Source organism: Bartonella sp. AP280QHHD (assembly GCF_042196125.1).
In the GTDB taxonomy this organism is placed as follows: Bacteria; Pseudomonadota; Alphaproteobacteria; order Rhizobiales; family Rhizobiaceae; genus Bartonella.
In genome coordinates this window covers 29,820-54,717 of the sequence record NZ_JBHIPQ010000038.1, presented here as the reverse complement: position 1 = coordinate 54,717, position 24,898 = coordinate 29,820, and the positions used below count along the sequence as shown (strand labels likewise).

16 protein-coding genes are annotated in these 24,898 nt (G+C 38.4%); 11 read left to right on the top strand and 5 right to left on the bottom strand.

Features of this window, described 5'->3' with window-relative positions; genetic code table 11:
- Positions 1-55: 55 nt before the first annotated feature.
- Entirely contained in the window at positions 56-2,476 is a 2,421-nt protein-coding gene (locus ACFIMK_RS05180; protein WP_375638433.1) for a TIGR02302 family protein, read from the top strand.
- A gap of 222 nt (positions 2,477-2,698) precedes the next feature.
- Positions 2,699-3,469: a class I SAM-dependent methyltransferase gene (locus tag ACFIMK_RS05175; protein WP_375612219.1), complete on the top strand. Its 771-nt coding sequence runs from the start codon at positions 2,699-2,701 to the stop codon at positions 3,467-3,469.
- An 899-nt stretch (positions 3,470-4,368) separates the two neighbouring features.
- On the opposite strand, the gene ACFIMK_RS05170 is transcribed toward ACFIMK_RS05175, so the two are convergent.
- The 3 genes from ACFIMK_RS05170 to tsaD all read right to left on the bottom strand — a co-directional run bounded on the left by ACFIMK_RS05170 (position 4,369) and on the right by tsaD (position 8,163).
- On the bottom strand, positions 4,369-5,049 hold the full coding sequence (locus ACFIMK_RS05170; RefSeq protein ID WP_375612220.1) for a response regulator transcription factor: 681 nt from the start codon (positions 5,047-5,049) through the stop codon (positions 4,369-4,371).
- A 907-nt stretch (positions 5,050-5,956) separates the two neighbouring features.
- Positions 5,957-6,391 carry an EVE domain-containing protein gene (locus ACFIMK_RS05165; RefSeq protein ID WP_375612221.1) on the bottom strand — a complete coding sequence of 145 codons (435 nt, stop codon included), beginning with the start codon at positions 6,389-6,391 and terminating at the stop codon, positions 5,957-5,959.
- A 677-nt stretch (positions 6,392-7,068) separates the two neighbouring features.
- A complete protein-coding gene (gene tsaD / locus ACFIMK_RS05160; protein ID WP_375668524.1) occupies positions 7,069-8,163 on the bottom strand; it encodes a tRNA (adenosine(37)-N6)-threonylcarbamoyltransferase complex transferase subunit TsaD in 1,095 nt (364 codons plus the stop codon).
- Positions 8,164-8,470: 307 nt separating this feature from the next.
- Between tsaD and ACFIMK_RS05155 the strand changes: the two genes are divergently transcribed.
- The 4 genes from ACFIMK_RS05155 to ACFIMK_RS05140 all read left to right on the top strand — a co-directional run bounded on the left by ACFIMK_RS05155 (position 8,471) and on the right by ACFIMK_RS05140 (position 13,904).
- Positions 8,471-9,655, top strand: a complete 1,185-nt coding sequence (locus ACFIMK_RS05155; RefSeq protein ID WP_375682786.1) for a COG4223 family protein — start codon at positions 8,471-8,473, stop codon at positions 9,653-9,655.
- An 11-nt stretch (positions 9,656-9,666) separates the two neighbouring features.
- Positions 9,667-11,226, top strand: coding sequence for a heme biosynthesis protein HemY (locus ACFIMK_RS05150; protein ID WP_375612224.1), 1,560 nt, complete (start codon positions 9,667-9,669; stop codon positions 11,224-11,226).
- Between the two features lie 147 nt (positions 11,227-11,373).
- Positions 11,374-12,120 carry a glutamine amidotransferase gene (locus ACFIMK_RS05145; protein WP_375606037.1) on the top strand — a complete coding sequence of 249 codons (747 nt, stop codon included), beginning with the start codon at positions 11,374-11,376 and terminating at the stop codon, positions 12,118-12,120.
- Positions 12,121-12,917: 797 nt separating this feature from the next.
- Complete coding sequence (locus ACFIMK_RS05140; RefSeq protein WP_375682861.1) at positions 12,918-13,904, top strand: DUF2125 domain-containing protein; 987 nt, start codon at positions 12,918-12,920, stop codon at positions 13,902-13,904.
- A 1,312-nt stretch (positions 13,905-15,216) separates the two neighbouring features.
- Here ACFIMK_RS05140 and ACFIMK_RS05135 read toward each other — a convergent pair.
- Positions 15,217-19,926: an NAD-glutamate dehydrogenase gene (locus tag ACFIMK_RS05135; RefSeq protein ID WP_375681877.1), complete on the bottom strand. Its 4,710-nt coding sequence runs from the start codon at positions 19,924-19,926 to the stop codon at positions 15,217-15,219.
- A gap of 266 nt (positions 19,927-20,192) precedes the next feature.
- Here ACFIMK_RS05135 and ACFIMK_RS05130 point away from each other — a divergent pair, with 266 nt between their 5' ends.
- From ACFIMK_RS05130 to rpsP, 4 genes are all read left to right on the top strand, one after another.
- Positions 20,193-20,849 (top strand): carbonic anhydrase, encoded by a 657-nt coding sequence (locus ACFIMK_RS05130; protein WP_375612226.1) that lies wholly within the window; start codon positions 20,193-20,195, stop codon positions 20,847-20,849.
- Positions 20,850-21,079: 230 nt separating this feature from the next.
- Positions 21,080-22,648: a signal recognition particle protein gene (ffh, locus tag ACFIMK_RS05125; protein WP_375638445.1), complete on the top strand. Its 1,569-nt coding sequence runs from the start codon at positions 21,080-21,082 to the stop codon at positions 22,646-22,648.
- 24 nt (positions 22,649-22,672) lie between these two features.
- Positions 22,673-23,002, top strand: coding sequence for a chorismate mutase (locus ACFIMK_RS05120; RefSeq protein WP_375638439.1), 330 nt, complete (start codon positions 22,673-22,675; stop codon positions 23,000-23,002).
- Between the two features lie 16 nt (positions 23,003-23,018).
- Positions 23,019-23,393: a 30S ribosomal protein S16 gene (rpsP, locus tag ACFIMK_RS05115; RefSeq protein WP_273787601.1), complete on the top strand. Its 375-nt coding sequence runs from the start codon at positions 23,019-23,021 to the stop codon at positions 23,391-23,393.
- A gap of 139 nt (positions 23,394-23,532) precedes the next feature.
- On the opposite strand, the gene ACFIMK_RS05110 is transcribed toward rpsP, so the two are convergent.
- Positions 23,533-23,748, bottom strand: coding sequence for a DUF1674 domain-containing protein (locus tag ACFIMK_RS05110; protein ID WP_273790074.1), 216 nt, complete (start codon positions 23,746-23,748; stop codon positions 23,533-23,535).
- Positions 23,749-23,831: 83 nt separating this feature from the next.
- Here ACFIMK_RS05110 and htpX point away from each other — a divergent pair, with 83 nt between their 5' ends.
- Complete coding sequence (htpX, locus tag ACFIMK_RS05105; RefSeq protein WP_375638440.1) at positions 23,832-24,878, top strand: zinc metalloprotease HtpX; 1,047 nt, start codon at positions 23,832-23,834, stop codon at positions 24,876-24,878.
- The last annotated feature ends 20 nt before the right edge of the window (positions 24,879-24,898 follow it).

Below are 24,898 nucleotides of genomic sequence, written 5' to 3'. Positions count from 1 at the left end.
TGTATGGGGTTTATGATCTTAATGCACCACGATAAAAGGGGATAAATGCTTGTTTATGAAAAATAAAAACATCAAAGGTTTTGCAATGAAGCTTTTGTGTGTGCGCATTTTGATGTGGGGGATCCTTTCATTTGAACGGATGTGGGTACGGTTGTTGCCATTTTTCCTCGTTCTTAGTCTCTTTTGTTCGTTTAGCTGGTTGGGACTTTTTGGTATTTTGGGCTATTGGTCACATTTGCTCTTACTTGGGGTTATACTTATTTGTGCTGGGGCGAGTTTATTTTTTCTTATTCGTTTTCGGTTTCCCACAATGCGGGAAGTAAATTGCCGCCTTGAACGCGTCAATGATCTTAGACACCAGCCTTTGAATATTCAGACAGATCGTTTATGTTCTGAAAATGATGAAGATTTTAGTGCTGTTATTTGGCGTGAACATCAACGCCGAATGGCAAAGCAATTATACCATTTAAAAACTGGATTTATCTCTCTTAATAGTGCGGATTATGATCCTTTAGCTTTGAGGGCTTTGTGTGCTCTTCTTTTTGTGTGCGCTTTTAGTTTTTCTTTTGGTTCACAAGGGGGGCGTTTGGCTGATGCCTTTGATTTTCGTCCTATCGTTGATGAAAAACTCATGCGGATTGATGCTTGGGTAACACCACCTGCTTATACCGGTGTGGCACCGATTTATTTGACAAAAGATGAGAAAACACAACTAGAAATCCCTGAAGGGAGTAATGTTGTTGTGCGTGTTGTCAATGGGGCTGGCATTACAGTAAAAGCAAAGTCTGTAGAAGATGGGAGGGAAGTTTCGTTTTCAGAGAAAACGGAACAAACAGCTTTGAATGATCCAATTGTTCATTTTGAAACACATTTAAAGCATCCAATAAATTTATTTGTATCATCACGTCGTAAAAAACAGCAATGGCATTTGCAGATAATTAAGGACACGCTTCCAACAATTCATTGGTTGGAAAAACCAGGGAGGATTTTAACGGGATCATTGGAGTTACGATATGTGGTGGATGATGATTATGGTGTGACAAAGGCTTTTGTTGAAATAGAGCCTTTTCTTCCTCAGAATAAAAGTGCTTCTTCTCTTTATAATGCTCCGGAAATAGAACTTCTTCTTCCGCGTGGTGGAAAGGGGAAAATGCGAATGGTACAGGATATATCAGCGCATCCATGGGCGGGTTCGCAAGTCAAAATTACTTTGGTGGCAGAAGATGGTGCGGGGCAGAAAGGGCGTAGCAAAACTTTTGTTATGATATTACCACAGCGTGTTTTTTCGAATCCTGTTGCACGCGCAGTGGTTGAACTGCGTCGTTTATTAGCTCTTAATCCTTTAGCGCGAGAGCGGGTACTTGATATGCTTTCTGCTTTGCTTGTACGTCCAGAAAAGGGGTTGCAAAATGCATCGCATTTTATTGTTCTACAAAGTGCGTGGACAAGACTTTCTTTAGCACAAACAGACGAGGATTTGCGCGATGTGGTGGATTATTTATGGCAAATTGCTTTGGGTATTGAAGACAATCAACTTGAATCCGTGCAAAAAAAGTTAAAACAAGCACAAGCTGCTTTACGTGATGCATTGCGTTACGGTGCTTCAGCGGCAGAAATTGAACGGCTTATGGCAGATTTACGTCAAGCTATGGATGAGTATATTCGTGCTTTGGCTGAAAAAGCACCGGATAGTCAAGTTTCTAAAAGCTCAAAAAGTCCTAATCTTTCTGAAGCTACATTACAAGAAAAGCTAAATTTAATTGAGGAAATGGCTAAAACGGGCTCTTCTTTAGCAGCTGAACAACTCTTGGCGGAAGTTGAACAGACGCTTGATCATTTGCATGTGCAAAAAGGCAATCAAAATGAGGGAGAAAAAAGCCAATCTGCACAAATGAAAGAAAAGATGGACCAGCTTGGAGATTTAATGCGTCGTCAGCAAGAAATTCTCAATGAAACACATCAGTTAGAGATGGAACAAAAACGCGGAGAAAATGTACCGGAAACACAAAAAAAATCTTTAAAAAAACGTCAAGCTGAATTGCAATCTGAATTATCAACATTAGAAAAAGAATTATCAGAACAAGGATTTGAAACAGGGGGGGCGTTGAAAAGGGCAGAAGAAAAAATGAATTCTGCGGAAAATGCTCTTGATAATGGAAATCATCAGGTATCTATACAAAATCAGTCTGATGCTTTGGAATCTTTGAGGCAAGGTGCACAAAATGTTTTGAAAAAAATGCGCGAAACACTTAAAGAAACGGGAGATGATCAAAATGCTGATTTTGGTCCTAAAGATCCGTTAGGACGTCCACTTTCTTCAACAACAGATGAAGAACAAGAAGGCGAGGCACTACCACAAGAAAGTGATCAAATGCGTACGCGGCAGATTTTGGATGAAATTCGCAAACGTCTTGGTAAAGAGCATCTTTCAGAAGAAGAAAAAAACTATCTTGAAAGATTGCTTCATTTTAATTAACCAGTGTTGGCTTTTTTCTTAATTGATGTCAAAAACAGTATATGAAGAACCTCTATGGGGTTTATCTCCAAAAAAATGATTAAAGTGCTTGTAAGGCAATAATCATCCTGTTGTACTGATTTTTTAATCATTTAAGTTTAAAATATGCAATATTGAAATGTTCGCTATTGCGGAAAAAAAGCAGAAGTCCATATAGGTTTGGTATATGAAAATCTGTAATGTTTGAAATTTGTTTCTACATGGTATGTTGAGTTGGATATCGTTACGCTGAAAGATTTTTATGCTTCTGCACTTGGACTGCGTGTGCAAAAAACGCTGTGTGACCAATTGAATTTATGGTGGCCTGATCTTACGGATAAACGGATTATGGGATTGGGTTATGCACTTCCTTATCTTTCTACATTGCGTGAACGTGCCCAACAATGTTTTGCTTTTATGCCAGCTTCTCAGGGTGTTTCGCCTTGGCCTTGTTCTGAGCAAGTTGCTACAGCGCTTGTTTTTGAAGAAGATTTGCCGCTTCCGGATGCGTCAGTTGACTGTATTTTATTGGTACATGCATTAGAATATACAGAAAATTCATTTGAAACGTTGAATGAAATATGGCGTGTTTTAGCACCCAATGGCCACTTGATCGTTATTGTACCTAATCGCTCTGGCTTTTGGGCGCGCAATATTACTACGCCCTTTGGTTATGGCGAACCCTATAGTCGGCAACAAATTACTCGTTTGTTCGAAAAAACAAATTTTGTTTCTGGGCCAATACAAGAAATTGTACATTATATGCCCTCTACGGGGTATTTTTCGCGGTTGTTCTCATTTTTTTACGAGCCATTTGCTCGCTATCTTTTGCCTTATTTTGGTGGACTCTTAATGTGTCAGGCACAAAAACGTGTTTATCAGGGTTTGCTCGTACAGCGTCGTCAGTCGCGACGTATTTTTATTCCTGCTTTATCACCACAGACAAGAAATATTTTAATTTATAAAAATAATTAATCATTTTGTCATTGTCATAAGAATCGCAAATATAGAGGCATTCTCTTATTTCAATTTTTTGCATTTACAATTAAAAAATATTCTTTTGTACATTAATATGTGGAATTGGTATGTGAATAAAAATCTCAAGTATCTATATACCAAACCATATTTCATGAATAGTGGAAACATTTTAAAAGAAAAAAATGCTGGTATCTTCGTAAACGTAAAAATAGCAGAGTCCAAGAGATCTTACATAATATGGTTTATGGTGGTTAAAAACTGTACAAGGAAGGATTACAATGCTTCTTATAAACCATCTCAAGTATCAAGGGCTCCTCTGCAACATCGAGATCTAACATAAGTGTGATGGTGCTGGCTTGTTCTTTTATAAGCGTAAAGATGGTGGTGCCCAGTGGCTTTATCGTTAGGATAAACATTTAGCGTTATATCATGAATTATATAACCTCTTAAGAGGAGATAAAGTCATAAAGAATAGAGGAAAACTATAAAGATAAAAAACATCTCTCAATTTAGGTTAGTGAATGTGAGATAAAGCAGTGCGTGGAGCGGTTTTTCTGAAAAAAATAATCATAAATAGCACTCATCTAAAGATGATAGTTATGATCAAGAATGTTGCTAAAAGATATCACGATTATTTATATGCGAAACATATTAAAAACTTTAGAAAGAACAAAAGCATGTGAAACAGAAGTTACAAAGTATATCGTGAGGGTTGAAAGCATTTTTGTTTTTGGTTCTCATGTTGGAATATTTCGTTTTTTATTCATAATGTTATATATTTTGTCATAAGAGTAAGTTCTATGTAATAGCATTCGAATTATATGCGAAGGTTTTTTCATCTCGTTTCTGTTTTCATTTAGAATATTAAAATTATTTTTGAAACAGAAAATCTCGAATTAAAGATTTAAACGGTAACCATTTTGATCTGTTATGAGAATTTGCGCATTGGAGGGATCGTTTTCGATTTTTTGTCGCAAACGATAGATATGGGTTTCTAAAGTATGGGTGATAATATTTTCATTATATCCCCAAACTTGTTCTAACAATGTTTCACGGCTGACAATTTTATCATTGGCATGATAGAGACATTTAAGGATCGCTGCTTCTTTTTCTGTGAGACAGATTTTATTGTTGCATTGATCAAGAAGAAGTTTTTGTCTTAGTTTAAAAGTATAGGGACCAATATGAAAGGTTGCGTCTTCATTTTGTTCATATTGGCGCAACTGTGCTCGAATTCTCGCTAATAACACCGCAAAGCGAAAGGGTTTTGTTACATAATCATTGGCGCCTGTTTCAAGATCTAAAATATTATCACAGTCTGTATCATAATTTATTATCATGATAATGGGGGCACGAAATCCTTGGGTGCGTAATTGTTTAACGGCTTTGTAGCCATCAAGATCAGGAAGTTGAAATCCCAAAATAGTGAGATCAATATTTTCTTCTTGGATTATTCTCATTCCCGCTTCTGCTGTTTTTGCTTGGAAAATTTTAAACTCTTGATGCATTTGCAATTGTTCTACTAAAATAGGGCGTAGATCATCGTCTTCAACGATTAAAAGAGTATAGTGGTTCATGTTTTTCCTTATAGGCATGTTGATGCACTGATTGATATAGTTTCATGAAAAATAAGATTTCATGCAAGAAAAATTAAAAGAGGAAAATTAAAAAAGAGCGCTTCTAAAAAATAAACTTTTATAATTTCTAATGGTTGCTTGCTGAAAAGACGGTATTCCGTCTGCAGGGTATTTTACGTATTGGTTGGAAGCGTTTTTTTATGTTCTAGAACGTGTTTTAGCTATTGAGTGTCATCATCTTTACGCTTTATGGAGAAACAAGGTGTGGCACTATCATTCACTTTGCCAGCTCGTGGGTGTTGCGGACAGTCCTTGGCACTTGAGACGATTCATAGGAGGAATTTTTAGTCCTTTCTTTCACGGTTTTTTCCATATGGGACTTTCTCCGTTTAGAATGTGCAAGCAAATAGCCTTTGATTGATTCAATATAAACAGGTTGGGAATGAGAGAATCCTGCGGTATGAGGCGCACTCGTCCAACATGCAAAACAATGAACACGCAATATGATGCGTTTTTTAAGCGTGAAGAGAATTGTGCAACACCTAGCACATATGCACTGTTTAGGAGAATTTCACGATCATTTTTATTGTTTTTTATCCACGTTCAGTTTTGTTTTTTTGTTGCATTTGTGTGTGAAGGGGCTGTGTGTTATGTTCGTGGTGTTGCTTATTATAATTGTTGAGCAAGCTTTGCCTTTAGCAATGCCGAAAAGATGCATCATAAAGAGGTTTTTTGTGTAATTTGGAAGGAGACTGTATTGAGAAAGAGTGCAGGATAAAAAATGACAAAAAAAATATCATATTTATGCATTTAGCATGAGAATACCTCAACAGAAGGAGGTGTTGTGCTTATTCTTCTGCGCTATGAAGCATCTTTTTATATGAGTTAATGAATAAAAATTATTGTTTTAAGATAAAAGCATTTCCCTCTTAAGGTTGCCCATCAAACAGACTTCTTTCCATTCATCTTCTGTCACGGGTTGCACTGATAAGCGGCTGGCTTTGACCAGCACCATATTTGCTAGTTTGGGATTAGCTTTAATTTGTTTTAATGAAACAGGTGTTGGCATGTCACAAAGTGCACGGATGTCCACACATTCCCAGCGTGGATCAGAGCTTGTAGAATCAGGGTGTGCTTCAGCACATATTTCTACAATTCCTACAATTTCTAAACCTTTATTTGAATGATAAAAAAAACCTTTATCACCATATTTCATAGTGCGCATATTATTACGAGCTTGATAATTGCGTACACCATCCCATTGTTCGCCATCAGCTCCTTTTTTCTTTTGCATCTCCCATGACCATTTATGGGGTTCAGATTTAAAAAGCCAATAAGCCATGAGTTCTCCTTTTTCATAGACTGTTATGTATTTATCATACGGATTTTTATAAGTATTTTCGTAATATCCTTAACGATAATTTTAAAAATGGGGTAAAGAATTTCTTATTTCAAAATAACTTGTATATAGAAAAATGCGCTCCATTGATATTTTATGTTGTATAAAGGTATTTTGCTTATCTTGTAGCAGAAAAATATATCAGTGTATCGAAGTAATAGACTTAAAATTGCTCAGCCATGTGGAAGCTTAATCATCTTTTCAGCTGCTGTTTGAAATGTAGTTACTATAGGATCATTGGAGCATTGCGTTGGAGAGAATTTAGCAAGAAAATTGGTTCTAAAAAGCTTTAAAATTACAATGACAATGAAACGAATAAATGATCAAAGATGATGAGGTCAACGAATGGCATTCATATCTATGCTTTGTGGGATAGAGTGCGTCTTATTATGCTGTAAAATACCGTCATTTGAAGTGTAATGATATAAGGCAGTTTTTTGAAACATGAAGTTTTTAAGAATGTGTGGTGAATATTTAGGTTTACGTATCGATCTTTGGGTTAAGTGAATTGTGTGAGTGGGAAGCAGGTGGAATCTGCTCGATAGAGAATTCGGACTATCTATAGACCGGATTGAGTAGAAATCTTCGTTCTTTAAGATGTGTGTAGGACGTCAATTTTATTATGCTTTTGTTCCACGGCGACCCATCCCAATCAAGGGGGGGGCTTTTTCATCTAATGGCCAGCGTGAGCGAGGGGCAATATCAAGAGGGCTTGTTTCTCCTCGTGCAAGCTTTTGTGCACCGGCAAAAGCAATCATTGCAGCATTATCGGTACACAAGGAAAGAGGAGGGGCTATAAATTCAAAGCCATGTTGATGGGCAAGTTCTTGTAATGTAGAGCGAATGGCTTGGTTTGCGGCAACACCGCCTGCGACAACCAAAGCAGGAGAACGCTTTTCTTGATCATGAGAGAGAGGATATTGGTGGGCAAAGTGTTGTAGAGCGAGGTGAACGCGATCACGTACTGTATCGGTTACGGCGGCTTGAAAACTTGCGGCAATGTCAGCAATATCATTTTCTGTAAGAGGAGCTATGGCTGTTGCGGCTTGTCGAACAGCAGTTTTGAGTCCTGAAAAAGAAAAATCTAATCGTTTTTCACCTTTTAAAGGACGTGGAAGAGGGATGCGATTTTTATCACCAAATAAAGCTGCTTTTTCAAGTGCTGGTCCACCAGGATAAGGAAGACCTAAAAGTTTTGCTGTTTTATCAAAGGCTTCTCCTAATGCATCATCAATAGTGGTTCCTAAACGTTGGTAGTTGCCTACTCCATGAACAATGATTGTTTGTGTATGACCCCCTGAAACTAAAAGTAATAAATAAGGAAAGCTGACGTTGTGCGTTAACACAGCTGTTAAAGCATGTCCCTCTAAGTGATTTACCGCAATAAATGGTTTGCCAGTGGCAAGAGAGAGTGCTTTTGCGCTCATAACGCCTACCAATAATCCTCCTATCAAACCAGGTCCACTGGTGGCTGCAATGCCATCAATATCTTTTAATTTTGTGTTTGCTTCTGTTAGTGCTTGCAGAATTAAATGATCAAGAACTTCAACATGGGCACGAGCAGCAATTTCAGGAACAACACCGCCGTAAGGTGCATGGTGATCAATTTGACTCCAAACAACATTGGAAAGAATTTGGCTGTTTGATTCATTGTTATATTCAATGACAGCTGCTGCCGTTTCATCACAACTTGTTTCTATTCCCAGCAGACGCATTTTAAACAAAACCTTATATTGAAGCTTCTTTCCTGCGTGCGTACCATGAACAGAAAAAGATGCAAAGTATTTCTCTTAGAATTGTTTTTTCTATGAAAAATATGTGTTTTGGCATTTTCTTTGAATTTTATGATATCGTTGATTAAAAAATAAAGCTGTATTTTCGAGTATAAAATGCAAATGTTTTTTAAAAACTTGTCTATTAAAGGCGATAATTGTAAATATTATTGAGAAAAGCTGCGTTTTTAAAACTTTTTTCATTTTATTATTTTATCATTAAAAAAAGTGTGCACGAAAAGTGACAGAGATGGTCGATTCTTCAAAACCAAAAGTTAAACCACATTATGCTGGTACGCGCCGTAAGAAACCAGTTATTGAACATGAAGCTGTTCCCCATGATTCAGAGGAAAAAATCCATAATTCTGTAGAATCTCAAGCGCGAGAAGAACAGAATATGCAAAGTCAGGATAAAAGTATCTCTAGTACAACTTGGCTTTTCTTGTCCCTTTCTGGGATTTTGGGGGGATTCATTGCTTTGGGAATTTTTATGGGGCTTCAATGGGCTGGTTTTTTTCCTTCTCCTTTTGTGGAAAATTCTGCTGGAGGAGAAAAAGCTTTGCAGATTGCTGAAGCCGCAAAAAGTCAAGGTGAAGACACAAAGGAACAATTGAGGCGGGTCTTTCAAGAAATTGATACGTTAAAAACAGAGTTTTCTTCTTTTTCATCACAACAGTTTAAAACAACGAAAAATGATGAACTATCGAAAGAAGAAAGCAAAAAAGCTTTTGCGATTTTAGAGGAAAAAGTAAAAGCTCTTGAAGAAATTGTACAAACTTTTGTTAGAAAGTCGAAAGAGATAGAGACGGCTTTGTCTGTTGGGCAGAGCAATGCAAATGATCTTGCTGCGTTAAAACAACAGTTAGAAGCACTACAGGAAGAAACTGCTGTTAAAAATAGTGAGAAAAAAGAAATAGATACCGCGCTCTTTACTGCAATTAGTTCATTAAAAAATGCTGTAGAGCGTGGTGGATCTTATAATAATGAATTAAAGCTGTTGCGGCAATTATCGCCTTCGATTAATGGACTTGATGTGTTGCAAAAAACAGCTACTGTGGGTCTTCCAAGTTCAGCACAACTTTCAGTTGATTTTGCTCATGTTGCTGATGCAATTGTTGGTACGCAAAATCTTGTTGCGTCAGATGCTGGTTTTTTTGACCGAATTTTAGCGTGGATAAAAGGGCTCATTGTTTCGCGACCGATTGGAAATGTTGAAGGGACAACGCTGGGGGCTATTGCGGCACGCATGGAAGTTGCCATTCAAGCTGGTGATTACGAAAAGGCTTTGAGCGAATGGCAATCATTGCCCCAAAGTGCAAAAGATGTTTCAATGGATTTTGTTAAGCAGCTTGAAAGACATATTGCTATTCAACAGTTGTTGCAGCAATTGTTATTGTCTGTGCAACAAGGATCTTTTAAAGCAACAAAGATGTAAATAGGCCCAAGATGATACGTGTTTTTATTTATATTTTTGTTGTTTGTATCCTCGGTTTAGCTTTCACGTGGGTTGCTAATCACAATGGTATTTTTGTTCTCACATTTTTGCATTTCAGATTTTCTGCTTCATTTCTTACAGTGTTAAGTGTGCTTATTTTATTTTTTGTAACGCTGGTGCTTTTATGGTGGTTATTGTCTTTCTTTTTTTCCATACCGAATGCTCTTTCCAATTATTTTTATAAACGCCATCAAAAGCGTGGTTACGAAGCTCTTTCAAAGGGGATTCTTGCAACTTTTGCTGGTGATAGTATGGTTGCGCAAAAAATGGAAGCACGTGTTGCTAAATATCTTGCAGGGAAACAAGAGCCATTGGTAAAACTCTTACAAGCGCAAACCTTGTCTTTACAAAATGACTCTGTTCGCGCCATCGGTCTTTATGAAGAGATGAGAAAGGAAGATCCGACAAAACTGGTTGGACTTTATGGTTTGTTTCGTGAAGCAATGAAGAGTAAAGCTTATGAGGCAGCGCAACAATATGCTGAAGAGGCACTGACTTTATCGCCAGCACTTTTATGGGCGCATCAGGCGGTGCTTGATCGGTTAAGTACTGAGGGTAAATGGGATAAGGCACTTACTATTTTTGAAAGAACGCAAAAAGCTCTCCCGCGTTCTATTCGCGCGATTCCAGAGCGGCAGCATATACAGGTTTTACTACTAAGTGGGCAGGCACTTTCTTTGTTTGATACACATCCTGTACAAGCACGTGAAGCTATTTTGAAAGCCCATAAATTGGCGCCTGATTTTGTTCCAATAATAGTTATTGCTGCTGATATTCTTTATAAATTAAACGAAACGCGTAAAGCGGATAAAATGATTATAGCGGCTTGGCAAAAGGAGCCTCATCCTGACTTGGGAGCGCTTTATCTTGAAAGAGAAGAAGGAGCCATTGGGCGATTGAAAAGGGCTAAGACACTTGCTTCTTATAATAAAGATGCATTTGAGTCGGCTTTCCTTATTGCTAAAGCAGCTTTGGATGCTGGTGAAACAGCATTAGCAAGAGAGAAGGCACAAAAAGCATTACAATGTCATCCACGGGAAAGTGTTTATTTATTGTTGGCAGATATTGAAGAGGCACAGGGAAACAATCAAGGTGCTGTGCGTCAATGGCTTTCTTTAGCACTTCGTGCTGAACGTGATCCAGTGTGGATGTGTGATGGGGCCATTTTTTCTTCTTGGTCAGTGGTTTCTCCAATCAGTGGACGTTTGGGCTGTTTTGAATGGAAGGCGCCTCCTTGTATGCCTTCTCTCACATTAGAGGCGGACAATATTGTGTCGAAAAGGCAAGACAAAGAGTATGTTATGGGAAAAAGTGATGATGTTGGAGATAAGAAGCTTGAAAAATTAACACCTGTAGATGATTCTCTTTTGCATAATGTGCAGGTGGAGAAACAAGATATAAAAGAAAAAGATGTAAAAATGTTCAGTCAAACTCACTTAAATGTTGATGATCCAGGGGTTAAAATAGAAGAAGAAACATCTTTATCGAGGAAAAAATTTCGTTTATTTTAAATTGCACCAATGTTGATAATACGAATGTTTTCTCAGAAGAAACAATTGACCTAGAAGAAAAAATATCGTTAGTCTTGTCCAATAAAATTATTCTCTTATGCTTTAAAAATAAAGTTTTGCTTGGTAGCAGAGGTGATTGGTTAAAAAATGTTTTTAAATCAGAGATGTCTTGATAAAAAACAAAAAAATAACAAACCAAGGATTGCTGTCGTTATTCATCGGCGCTCTACCTATACTGGTCGGTTGGGAAAATTTTTACAACAAAATGGTTTTGTTCTTGATATTTATCGTCCTATTTTTGGACAAAAACTCCCTGATACATTAGAGCATTATGCCGGCGTTGTTATTTTAGGGGGACCGATGAGTGTGAATGACAGCGAAGCCTATATTGGTGAGGAAATTGATTGGATTTCGTTATCACTAAAGGAAAATAAGCCTTTTTTGGGTATTTGTCTTGGAGCACAAATGTTAGCGCGAAATCTAGGGGGGCGCGTTGGTACAAGAAGTGATGGGACTGTTGAAGTCGGCTGGTATCCACTAGAAGCAACCCCACAAGGGAAGGAATTGATGAATTGGCCAGAGATGGTCTACCATTTCCATGATGAAGGTATTTATGATTTACCGAAAGAGGCAATGCTTTTGGCAACAGGGAATACATATCCTACACAAGCTTTTCGTTATGGAAACAATGCATGGGGTTTGCAGTTTCATGCTGAATTTACACGCGCTATGATGCGGCGTTTGGTCGTGCGTTCGGCACATAAATTGACTGAAAAAGGTGCTCAACCTGCTTGTGCACATTTGAAAGGTCGTTTAATCTATGATCGAGCTTTGAGCCAATGGTTTGAAAGCGCATTACACCAGATTTTTTGTACACCGCCCGTACTTGTGTGATTGTTGACAACGAATTGATTTATATAGGTAATTCACGGTTTTGTATATTGAATGAGAACCCCGAATATAGTAAGGTTTTTTCATTCCAAACCTGTGTATGTTGACTCAATAAAAACCTCTTGTTTGCATGTCACAAGTAGGGCTGGCGTGTGGGCAAAAACTGTATAAGAAAAGACTAAAAATGCTTCTTATGAACTGTCTTAAGTGCCAAGGGCTGTCGCAACATTTGGGGGCTAGCCAAATATAATGATGGTGCTGGCTTTGGGGTCTCCATAAGCGTAAAGATGGGGGGCTCAATGGCTTTATCGTTAAGAAACACTATTCATTATCATTTTTGTTGTGCTGTAAAACAGTATGGTTTAAGCTAGAGGTAGAAAATCTATGTAAAACTTTACACATGAGGTGTTTTTTGTTAAAGGGTGTAATGGGTTTTTTTAAGAAAATCTTGTTTATTGAGCTTATGAGATACTGTACTTTAGAACGATGTATAGGGACTTCTTGAAGTGATCAGTAGATAAAATCCGGTGGATTAAGAAGTTGGATTGTGTATAAACTGAACGTGGTTGGGAATCTTTATCCTTTTTAGGGTGGGGAGGAAGTTAAGAGATAAAGAAAGTTTGAATATTGTCTAAATCCTTTCAAATACCATCATCACAAAAAAGTTTTTCTTTGAGTTATTTAATTTGTGGGCTCTTTTGTCTTGCTCTGATATTTATTTATAGCGCACTCTGGTTTTTTTTTCGCGTAAAATAGAAGACTATGTTTCTAATATATTCACAAAAGTATCTTCCCATAATATGGCGGCGGTATGTGAGAATGTGCACAGGGATGGTTATCCTTTACGTGTCGGTGTTGTTTGTGACAAGTTTCAATTTTCTTGGCCTTTACATGGGGTTTCTTTATCGACGGGGCGTTTGACAGCTGGTGCACCAATTTACGCACCTCATTTGGTCGAGTTTAATGTTCATTCTCCTGCATTAATTGTTTTTTCCGGAAAAACTCCCATAGTATCGCATTGGCGCAATTTGGTGATTGAAACAGAGCCTTATTGGAAAACGGGTAAAACATTGAAGTTTATAGCTGAAGGGCTTGAGATTTCATCTTTTTCCTCTTCCCCTGAAGATCAAAAGCTTCAAGAAGCATTAAGAGCACCAACGACAGATAAAAAAACGACACAAGAAAATATTGAAGATCCGGCATCTTTGCAAAATACGCATGACGTGATTATTCAGCCGTTAGAGCCACAAGATATGCTTCAAAAAATAACGGCAGAATTTTTGCGTTTTGATCTAAAACATGAAAAGAATAATTTATCGGGACATATAACTTTTGACGGTTTTGATGCTTCTCCCTTTTTAAAATCTTCTTTTGTTGATATTCCTAAAATTGATGGCAATTTGAAATGGATTTTAAATGACATGTCTTTTCTGTCTGAAGATGAAGAAAAAAATTGGCAACAACGACTGTATGGAAAAAGTGGACTTTTAAAGCAAGGTGAATTGACTTTTCATACAGGTGGTGCAGTGCGTATTAGTGGACCTTTTTCTTTTGATGATGAAGGATATTTGACAGCAAAATTTGAACTTGTCCTTATTCAGTCTATGAAGCTTCTTGACACTCTGCAGCGCTTATTTCCCGCGCAAGCCAATAATCTTCAAGCGTTATTTTTTATTTTGGGTGCTTTGCCTAAAAATGCGGATGGCGCTCCCGTTCTTTCCTTGCTCATTAACAATGGGTGGGTAAAATTAGGCTTTTTAAAACTTGGTCGTCTTGCTCCACTTTAGGTGTTGTACCAAAGCCTTTTTTCATTTTTACTACCAAATTTCAACTTTTTCTGATTTTCACACTTTTTTGCAATTTTAGAGTGTCAAAATCTATTTTAACAAAATGCGTATTTAATGGTAAAAAAATAGCTATAAAAATAAAAAATTATCACCTACTCCTAACTCGTCCAACCTCTTTTCACTTAGTACAAAATCTTATGTCAAACTACATATAGCAACAGTGTTTCTATGGAAAAAGTGGCATTTTAAAGTATGCTGAATTGCCTTTTTATACAGGTGGTATGGTACTTGTTAGGAACCTTTTTCTTTATATATGGAATGAGCATATTGCATATATCTGTTTGGGTGTAACCTCTTAAAACAAGTAAATAGCCTAGTTGGAGGAAGATATGAAGTTGTAAAGGGGAAAATCAACATCCATCTTTACTGTCATTTTTTATTCGATTTTACGCATTTCAAAAGCAGTTACAGTTATATCTTTTAAATAATGGATTAAGCTTATCCTTTTATTTCTGATATTTTTTAATGAAGCTATATGCCTTCCACGTAAAACAGAATATATTTGTATTGCATATTTACGCATTTGTTAAAAAAATATTTCTCAGTGCTTCCTATTTCACGATGTCGCCTGTGAATGGTATAAGGATAAAGCCATTAAGCACCATCATCTTTTCGGTTACGGAGTAACAAGCTAGGGGAAAACATCATCATATTATATTTGCTTATATTTGCTAATTCTCAATCTTACTGCAGCTTTTGGCACTTGTGGCGGTTTATGAGGGGCATTTTTAGTCCTTTCTTTACTGTTTTTATCTATTCGGCTTTCCCATTTGCAATATGCAAGGGGAAATGGGGTTAATTAATTGAATATAAATAGATTTTAAATGAGACAAATTTAGAATATCGGATTATCATAAAAATGATAAAATTATGATTGTAAATCAATATATTATATTTTTATGATGAAGGATATTTGACAGTAAAATTTGAATTTATTTTTTATTTTGAGTGCTCTGTCTAAAAATGCGGGATAGGGTTTCCGTTCTTCCCTTGTTGATTAGTCATGGATGGATAGAACGGAGCAAAAGCTTAGCTGTTTTGTACTGCTTTTAAGTCTGAAAGTTTATGTTTTTAGGGTGAGAAATCAATCCTGTTGTTTTTTTGAAATTGTTGCAAACAATTCTATTGTGATAAATAGCGAGATTTTTATTTTTGGTGTTATGTCTAAAATGCAAACTTCTGCTCTGTCTTAGTTGGTTTGTTGTGGTGGTGGGATAGAACGGGAGATTGAGGGGGTCGTTTTGTATTTTCTTTAGGTTTGAAAGCCAATATTTTGAAGTTGAGAAATCAATCCTGCTGCAAAAGTAAAACGAGAAATATTGAGATCATTTTCAATAAGGGCGCTAATGCGGTTTGTAATGTTGTGAATATGATCTTCTTCTGTTTTTTTCCAAGTGTCAAAAGGATCTTTTTTCTTTCCATAATTTTTGAGGATTTTCATAACGATTTGCCGAAAGCTTTCAGAAACATTTTCTTTGGCTTGGCTTAAAGCCATACTATCATAATAATCTACTACAGGAATTATACGACTTGCTTCGTTAATGCGGTTTATACGAATGATTTGCGCAAGTGAAAAGTAGATCTCTGCGGTTTTAATAAGATCACTGTTGCTTTGTTTTGCAATCAAAGAAATATCACAGATTGTTGAAGCAGCTTCCAAGAGAGCTAATTGTTTCGCTAATGCTTTTGGTGCTCCCTCTTCGCTGTAGTGTAATGCTTTTTCTTCAATCTTTTGCTTAATATCGTTGCCGTGAGAATGCATAAGCTCTTTTTCAATAACGCTACGGGCTTGTTTTATTGTTTTTACAATTTCTTCTAATGGACGTGAGAGATCTATGTTGTGCAAACCCCAATTGGTTGTTTCAAAGAGCATTGGGGTCATTGTTGCGTAGAATTTATTTTGGACAAGACCGGGTATTTTATTATCAAGCTTATCAATTTGCTCAGACAATTGAGGAATTTCGAAACCATCGCGGATGGCAATGAAAACGCGAATAATATTTTCAGTCTTTTGTTCTGTTGCATCGTGTAGTCTATTAACAAAAGTGGGGCCTCCACGATTTACAATATCGTTGGCAATCAGCGTTGCGATAATATTACGACGCAATTGATGGTTAATAACTTCCTTCTTAAAATTTTCTTGAATTTGGGTTGGAAAATAGTTCAGCAAGGCTGTATTGAAATAGTGATCATCAACAATGGGGCTATTAGCAATTTCTTCTTTTAAGGTCAATTTAGCATAGGCAAAAATAACGGCGAGTTCTGGACGGAGAAGACCTTTGCCTTGGGTTGTTCTTTGTCGTAAAATTTGCTCATCAGGGAGTATTTCAACTCTACGATCTAGAAGCTTTTTTTGTTCTAAATCGTGCATAAAGCGTATTTGATAGGGCAAATCAGTAGTGCTTTGGTTTTCCGCCAAAGAAAGCGCAAGAGGTTGTAGATAATTGTTGCGCAAGACAAGTTGCTCGACTTGAGGCGTCATTTTTTTCAAGAGCTTATTGCGTTCTTCGCGGGTTAACGTTTTGGCACGTAGTGCTGATGCAAGAACAATTTTGAGATTGACCTCAATATCAGAACAATTCACACCAGCAGAATTGTCAATGGCATCCGTGTTGCATCGACCACCATTTAAGACATATTCAATCCGTCCACGTTGTGTAACACCAAGATTAGCTCCTTCACCAATAATTTTTGCACGCACTTGTTCTCCGGTAATGCGTATTGCATCATTTGCTCGATCACCTACTTGGGCATCGTTTTCTGTTGCAGCACGGATATAAGTACCAATGCCACCGAACCATAAAAGATCAACAGGGGCTTTGAGAAGAGCAGAGATAATTTCAAAGGGTGTTCCTGTTTGTTTTTCGAAACCAATGGCTTGTGCTGCTTCAGGTGAGAGAGTAATGGTTTTTTCTTTTCGTGAGAAGATGCCACCGCCCTTTGATAATTTGGTTTTATCGTAATCCTGCCAGCTTGAGCGAGGTAGTCTGAAGAGACGCGTACGCTCTACATAGCTTTCGTCTATGTTCGGATCTGGATCAATAAAGATATCGCGGTGATCAAAAGCGGCAATCAATTTTGTTTGTTTGGAAAGCAGCATTCCATTGCCAAAGACATCACCAGACATATCGCCAACACCGACACAGGTGAAGGGCGTTGTTTGAATATCGTGATTAAATGATTCTCTAAAATGTCTTTTGACGGCTTCCCATGCACCTTTAGCTGTAATACCAATGTCTTTGTGGTCGTAACCTGCTGAACCTCCAGAGGCAAAAGCATCATCAAGCCAAAAGTGGTTTGCTTGGCTGATGGCGTTGGCTGTATCAGAAAAAGTTGCTGTTCCTTTGTCCGCCGCAACAACAAAATAGGGGTCAGGGTCATCATGACAGATGACATTGTGGGGAGAACTTATTTTGCCGTTAATCAGATTGTCTGTAATGGAGAGCAAAGCTGTTATAAAGTCTGTATAAGCTTGTCGTGCTGCTTCTATGATGACAGCACGGTCATTTGTTTGGGGAAGCCGATGGGGATAGAATCCACCTTTTGCACCTGCAGGAACGATAACCGCATTTTTAACTTGTTGGGCTTTGACTAAGCTAAGCACTTCGGTGCGGTAATCTAATGCACGGTCAGACCAACGAATGCCGCCACGAGCGATAGGTCCAAAACGCAAATGGACCCCTTCAACTTCTGGTCCATAAACAAAAATTTCTCGGTAAGGGCGCGGTTCAGGCAAACCTTCAATCTGGCGTGGATTTAATTTGGTGGCTAAAATACGCCGTGGACTTCCATCAGGAAGAGGCGTAAAGGCATTCGTTCGTAAACTCGCCTCGATAAGGTTACAATAACGGCGTAAAATGAGATCATCATCTAAACCAGAGACTTTCCGTAATTTTTCTTCAATGCGCTTTTGAATAACTTGTTGGTTTTTTTCCCGTTCTTTTTCTGTATGGCTTTGATGAAATTTTAAATGAAATAAAGCATAAAGATCTTGGGTAATGTCAGGATATGCATTTAAAGTTTGGGCAACGCGATCTTGCGAATAAGGAATTCCAGCTTGTTGGAGATAGCGCCCATAATGGCGCAAAATAACAATTTCATGCCAATCAAGCTCAGCTGTTTGGGTGAGAGCATTAAAGCCGTCATTATCAGCATTTTGTGCCCAAATGGCTTCAAAGGTTTCGGCGTGTTTTTGCCCGTCTTTTTCAAAATCGATACAGCGCTGGAAAGTACTTTCCAGCTGCATATCATGAAGATACACAGAGCGCCCATTGCCATCTGGTAATTCAAGGGTTTGTTCAGCAATAACGCGAAACCCCATATTTTCAAGGAGTGGTACACGTTTGGAAAGGGCAAGAGCTTCGTGGCGGTGAAAAAGCCGAAGAGAAATGTACTGTTTTTCTTTGTTTTGTGCGTGATAAAAGATCACGAAAAGCGGCTTTTCATCATGAAGACTTAGAATATGTCCGGCATCGTTAATAGCGTCTTCAGCTGAAAATAAATCACGATAGCTGTTGGGGAATTCGCTGGCTAGACGTGTTTGTTGCTCTGTTATTTTCTGGGTAAGAGCGATGGCTTGAACCCTGTCTTCCCAACTTCGTGCAATCGAACGTACATGTTGTTCAAGTGTGGAGCGCTCATGAAGGGGAACAGTTTCGTTTCCTTTGCGATGGATGATATAATAGACACGTATAAGGGGGCTTTCCAAAAATAGCGGATAAGATTCAAAAAAGTCACCTTTATAAAGCTCAACAAAATGTTCGCCAACTTTTTCACGCAGGCTGCTGCTATATTGGTCACGCGGTACGTAGACAAGGATAGAAACAAAGCGTCCAAAAGAATCAGTGTGGGCAAGAACTCGTAAACGTGGGCGCTCATCTAATTGTAGAATAAGCTTAGTGTTTTCTGTCAATGTATCAACATCAGAGCGAAACATTTCATCTCTTGGATAGGTTTCTAAAGCACTGATGAGTGCTTTACCTGAATAATCGGCGTGATTGTGTCCAAGACGTTGAATAATAGTTCGGGCTTTTTCTTTTAAGAAAGGAATTTGCAAAATAGAACGTGTATAAGCTGAGGAGGTAAAAAGCCCTACAATGCGTAATTCTCCACAGAGTTGGTTTTCTTTATCAAAGATTTTAAGACCAATATAATCGAGCCAAACAGAACGGTGAATTTTGGAGCGGCTGTTCGCTTTTGTCACGATAAACAGATTATCGCTTTCCATGAAGGATAAAACTTCTTGAGGAGGTTCTTTCATGCTTTTATCGTCAACAATATGAATAGAAGCATCCGTGAGTATACCAAGCTCAATATTACTCGCTGTAAAGGATTTTAGGGGTTTTTGGTCTTTGATGAAGTTGTAAGTGCGCATACCAAGGAAAATGAAATTATCATCCATTAGCCAGTGAAGAAATTCAATAGCTTTTTCGCCTTCTTGTTTGTAGTGTGGGGGAAGACTTATTTGGTAGGCATGAATCTGCTTTTCAACTTCTTCAAGCATAGGTTTCCAGTCTTGTACAGCAGCATTAACCTGTTCAAGAACTAAGGTGAGTTCATTTTCAAGTTTTTGTATTTGCTGTTTGTTTAATGACTCGATGTGAATTTGCATCAGACTGATGCGTTTTCCAGAAGCACAATCAATAATGGGGTGTGCAATCAAATAGATATGGTTTTTGTGTTGATTAAAAACATTTAAAATAGAATCGAGAAGGAAGGGTTTGTTATCATTGACAAGCGTGATAACGGTTATAGGTCTGTTACTACGGGTTAAATTTTGCTCAAAGCAGATGGTATTTTTTCCCGTCTGATGGAGATTAAAAGCTTTTACCGCGATGGCTGTGGCTTTTTGAAGTTCTTCATTTTCGTAATAAGCAATATCTTCTTTATCGGTTTGGGCAAAAAGGATTTGTTCTATTTTATCTTGGGTGTTTTTTGTCTCTGTTTTTTTTTGTTGCAACACATTCACTCTCCCTTTTTGCTCTTAAGGGGTCTTTATTAAAAGCAGACCATTATATTTTTTATATACTGTAACACCTTCTTTCTAAAGAAAATAGCTCTTTATTTGGAAAGAATGAGTTTGTTTTTGCTATTTTTTAGTAATATTTTGTACTTTAAAGAAATATTTTGCTTCAAGGAAAGGGCACTTTTAGTATTTTTGTATGTTAATAGTTTGTTTTTTTAAATATACAAAATAAAAGTAAAAAAATAAGCAAAAGTAAAGAGAGAATGGCGCATTTACCAGAAAGACTTTTAAGTGGTTACCAAAACTTTATAAACAATCATTTTTTATATAAAATAGCAGATTATCAGCAATTGGCGATTGAGGGGCAGAAACCTGAAGTTTTGGTCATTGCTTGTTGTGATTCGCGTGCAGTACCAGAAATGATTTTTGATGCTAAGCCAGGGGAAATTTTCACCCTGCGCAACGTGGCCAATGTGGTTCCTCCTTTTTCTCCTGATGACCAATATCACGCAACATCAGCAGCTCTTGAATATGCTGTGCAATTGCTTGAGGTGAGACATATTGTCGTTTTTGGTCATGCCCATTGTGGAGGCATTCGTACTGCTCTTAATGAGACATATAAATCTTTATTATCAAATGATTTTATCGGTCAATGGATAAGTCTCTTAGCACCAGCAGCAGAAATCGTTTTGAATAATAAGTCGTTGTCTTGGCCAGAAAAACAGACGGCATTAGAGCAGCTTTCTATTCGCCATTCGTTGAGAAATTTAGAGACGTTTCCGTGGATAAAGCTTCGCAAAGATCAAGGTTTTTTGACATTGCATGGGGTTTGGTTTGATATCTCTAGCGGAAAATTATGGAGCATGGAACAGGAAACAGGTTGTTTTATGCGTGTTGAAGTTGAAAGTTTTGAAGTATAGTATTTGTTGTTTTTATTTCTTCGTATAAAAAGATATTTTATGATAAAACTTGACAAAGCTGGGGTTTTATTGTTTGAAGGAGCAAGCTTTCAGTGACAAAATTAACTTGGAGCCACCGACTGAGACCCCAGTTTAAGGGTATAAAGAGATCTCAGAGGTCAACATCCGACGGCGCGATGCGTTCTCGGATGCTATTTTGGTTTGTTTGTTATGCAACAATGAGGTAAATGATGTTTGAATCCTTGCAAGAGCGACTTGGTTCTATCCTGTCTCATTTGACGGGACGTGGCGCTTTATCGGATCAGGATGTTGTAGAGGCGCTGCGTGAAATTCGTCGCGCTTTATTGGAAGCTGATGTTGCTCTTGATGTTGTGCGCTCTTTTACCGATAGAGTTCGGGAAAAAGCTGTTGGGGCCGAAATCGTTAAATCAATTAAACCAGGCCAAATGGTGGTTAAAATTGTTCATGATGAATTGGTTCATATTCTTGGAAATGAAAGCGTTCTGAGTGATTTAAATGCACCAGCTCCAGTTGTTATCATGATGACTGGTTTGCAAGGTTCGGGAAAAACAACCACAACAGCAAAGCTTGCAAAACGTTTTACTGATAAGCACAATAAAAAAGTTCTCATGGCGTCATTAGATACACGCCGTCCCGCTGCACAGGAGCAATTGCGCCAATTGGGAGAACAGGCAAAACTTGCAAGCTTGCCTATTATTGCGGGTCAGCTGCCTGTTGATATTGCATCACGTGCCGTACAGGCTGCTAAATTGGGTGGTTATGACGTGCTTCTTCTTGACACAGCAGGACGTAATCATATTGATGAAGCTTTGATGCTCGAATTGGCTGAAATTAAAGCATGTTCCCTTCCTCATGAGATTATGTTGGTGGCTGATAGTTTGACGGGGCAAGATGCCGTTCATCTTGCTCGTTCTTTTGATGAGCGTGTAGGGATTACGGGGATTATTTTAACACGGATGGATAGTGATGGGCGTGGTGGCGCTGCTCTTTCTATGCGTGCTGTTACAGGTAAACCAATTAAAGCAATTGGAACTGGTGAAAAAATAGATGCTTTAGAAGAATTTCATCCCAGTCGTATTGCTGATCGTATTCTCGGAATGGGGGATATTGTTTCTTTGGTTGAAAAAGCTGCTGAAACAATGGATCACGAGAAAGCTGCTGCTTTTGCAAAAAAAATGCAAGCTGGAAAATTTGATCTGAATGATCTTGCAGAACAGTTGCAGAAAATGAAAAAACTGGGTGGAATGGGCGGTATTATGGGCATGTTGCCAGGAATGGGGAAGGTCAAAGAGCAGATTGCGGCTGCGGGGTTTGATGATCGTTTGTTTGATCGTCAATTGGCCATTATTTCATCTATGACACCCAAAGAGCGGGCGAATCCAGAGCTTTTAAAACATAGCCGCAAACAACGAATTGCTAAGGGGTCTGGTACGACAGCGGCTGATATTAATAAACTTTTGAAGATGTATCGCCAAATGGCTGATATGATGAAAGCCATGGGTGGTAAAGGAAAAAGTGGTTTTATGGGAAAAATGTTGGGAGGCCTTGGTTCCAAAATGGGTTTGGGTGGTATGGGAAACTTGGGAGGGGATTCTCCAGCTATGCCGGATTTGTCGGGATTGGATCCAAAGCAATTCTCAATGCTTCAAAAGCAAATTGAAAATGGTAATGGAGGGAAGCTCTTGCCCGGACTTCCTAAGCGTGGACCTACATTTCCTGGTCTTTCCAATGGCATTGTCGATGGGGGAAATTTTCCTCAGCATCCTAAGAAAAAATAAGATGTAAAGAGGGAAAGGAATATAATGCAGGAAACAGTATTAAACGAATTGGCACATTTACGAGCATCCATTGATAATTTTGATGCAACCTTGATTCATATCTTAGCAGAGCGGTTTCGTTGTACGAAAGCTGTTGGGCGCTTAAAAGCGCGTTATGATTTGCCTAAAGTAGATCCTCTGCGTGAGCAATATCAGGTAGCGCGTTTGCGGCAATTGGCTATGGATAGTGATCTTGATCCTGATTTTGCTGAAAGATTTTTAAAATTTATTATTAAAGAAGTTGTGAGTCATCATGAAGTTATTGCTGAAGAGCAAAAAATAAAAAAAGTCAATTTAAACGAAAGCCAGAGCTGACAATAGGAGATAAAATATGGCATTGAAAATTCGTTTGTCCCGTGGAGGTTCAAAAAAACGTCCTTACTATCATATCGTCGTTGCAGATGTTCGTAGTCCGCGCGATGGGCGGTTTCTTGAACGTGTTGGTGCATGGGATCCAATGTTGCCTAAAGATGGACCGAGGGTGAAACTTAATGAAGAACGTATCCAATATTGGCTTGGGCAAGGGGCTCAACCAACAGATCGCGTTTTACGGTTTTTAGATGCAGCTGGCTTGAAAAAGCGTCCAACTCGTAATAATCCACATAAAGGTGAACCGGGTAAAAAAGCACAAGAACGTATAGCAGCAGCAAAGCAAGCAGCAGAAGAAGCAGCGGCAGCGGCTGAAGCAGAATCTGCTTCAGCATAAGAAGCATGGTTGTTTAATCAATGTGTTTTAAAAGCTTTAGAAAAATAAATATTATCCGTTTTTGTCTATCAAAAACGGATTTTCATTAAAAAGCTGCTTGTTTAAATTGCGCCGTTTTTTTTTTTTTAAATCAATGGTTTTAAAAATCAATGGCGCGGCCTTTAATTTCCCAGTCTCCATAGCGGGAAGGGTCTTTGCCGCCGCGTCCGCCGTTTTCTAAAGGTTGTTCCTTTTTTGCTGCGCGTTTTCGTCTTTCTTCAGCTTCTTTAAGGGCGCGTTGTGCTGCGGGAGAAAGAGATTGCTGTTTAACGACAGTTGCATTTTTTTTGCTTGTTTTCTCATCTTTTTTATTCATTTTACACCTATTCCATTGAAGAAGCAGAAAGAAAACACCATCATATAGTATTGATTGACTTTTATCATGGAGTTTTTTGAGTAATGAATATAATGCGTACAGCTATGCTTTTGGCTTTTTTAACTGCTCTCTTTATGGGAGTTGGTTATCTTGTTGGAGGGGGCGGTGGCATGGTCATTGCTCTTTTGATGGCAAGTGGTTTAAACTTTTTTTCTTATTGGAATTCAGATAAAATCGTTTTACGCATGTACGGGGCGCGTGAAGTTGATCAGCATTCAGCACCAGTTTATTATAAGATTGTAAGCGATTTAGCTAAAAAAGCTTCTCTTCCTCAACCAAAGGTTTATGTTATTGAGAATGCACAGCCAAATGCTTTTGCGACGGGACGTAATCCGCAAAATGCAGCTGTTGCTGCAAGTACTGGGTTGTTAGAGCGGTTAAGCGCTGAGGAAATTGCCGGCGTTATGGCGCATGAGCTCGCACATATTGAGCATCGTGATACGTTAACAATGACTCTAACCGCAACGATTGCAGGGGCAATTTCGATGCTTGGTAATTTTGCTTTCTTTATGGGAGGACAGCGTAATTCTTCAGAAGATTCTCATGGCGCTGGGGCAATTGGAGGATTTATTGCATTGCTCGTGGCGCCTTTTGCAGCGATGCTGGTGCAAATGGCGATTAGCCGTACACGGGAATATGCTGCGGATCGTAGAGGGGCTGAAATATGTGGTAATCCTTTATGGTTGGCTTCGGCATTGCGTAAGATTGCTGATGGAGGACGTGGGGTATATAATGAAGAAGCAGAGCATAATCCAGCAACCGCGCATCTGTTTATTATTAATCCTTTGAGCGGTGAGGGAGCGGATAGTCTTTTTTCGACACATCCAGCAACTGCAAATCGTATCGCTGCTCTTTATCAGCAAGCAGAAGAGATGAAAGGGGCTCTTGCCAAAAGTGTGGGATGGAATAAAGAAGACGCTATACATGAAAAAAGCAGCGGGATGAACTATGGAGATTTTCATAGTGGTCAGGCTCATGCATTAGGTGAGCAAGAAAACAGTTCTTTTCAGCGTGTTACAAAACGTCCTTCTTGGCTTCGTTATGAAAATTCAAAAAGATCTCGTTCATAGAATTATTGAGAGAGCTCTTG

Bases quoted from the DNA above. Each gene is read 5' to 3' on its own strand.
- ACFIMK_RS05130 (WP_375612226.1), top strand. From the start codon at position 20,193: ATGGCGCATTTACCAGAAAGACTTTTAAGTGGTTACCAAAACTTTATA.
- ffh (WP_375638445.1), top strand. From the start codon at position 21,080: ATGTTTGAATCCTTGCAAGAGCGACTTGGTTCTATCCTGTCTCATTTG.
- ACFIMK_RS05110 (WP_273790074.1), bottom strand. From the start codon at position 23,748: ATGAATAAAAAAGATGAGAAAACAAGCAAAAAAAATGCAACTGTCGTT.
- ACFIMK_RS05165 (WP_375612221.1), bottom strand. From the start codon at position 6,391: ATGGCTTATTGGCTTTTTAAATCTGAACCCCATAAATGGTCATGGGAG.
- ACFIMK_RS05140 (WP_375682861.1), top strand. From the start codon at position 12,918: ATGGCGGCGGTATGTGAGAATGTGCACAGGGATGGTTATCCTTTACGT.
- tsaD (WP_375668524.1), bottom strand. From the start codon at position 8,163: ATGCGTCTGCTGGGAATAGAAACAAGTTGTGATGAAACGGCAGCAGCT.
- rpsP (WP_273787601.1), top strand. From the start codon at position 23,019: ATGGCATTGAAAATTCGTTTGTCCCGTGGAGGTTCAAAAAAACGTCCT.
- ACFIMK_RS05120 (WP_375638439.1), top strand. From the start codon at position 22,673: ATGCAGGAAACAGTATTAAACGAATTGGCACATTTACGAGCATCCATT.
- ACFIMK_RS05155 (WP_375682786.1), top strand. From the start codon at position 8,471: ATGGTCGATTCTTCAAAACCAAAAGTTAAACCACATTATGCTGGTACG.
- ACFIMK_RS05180 (WP_375638433.1), top strand. From the start codon at position 56: ATGAAAAATAAAAACATCAAAGGTTTTGCAATGAAGCTTTTGTGTGTG.
- ACFIMK_RS05170 (WP_375612220.1), bottom strand. From the start codon at position 5,049: ATGAACCACTATACTCTTTTAATCGTTGAAGACGATGATCTACGCCCT.
- ACFIMK_RS05150 (WP_375612224.1), top strand. From the start codon at position 9,667: ATGATACGTGTTTTTATTTATATTTTTGTTGTTTGTATCCTCGGTTTA.
- ACFIMK_RS05145 (WP_375606037.1), top strand. From the start codon at position 11,374: ATGTTTTTAAATCAGAGATGTCTTGATAAAAAACAAAAAAATAACAAA.
- htpX (WP_375638440.1), top strand. From the start codon at position 23,832: ATGAATATAATGCGTACAGCTATGCTTTTGGCTTTTTTAACTGCTCTC.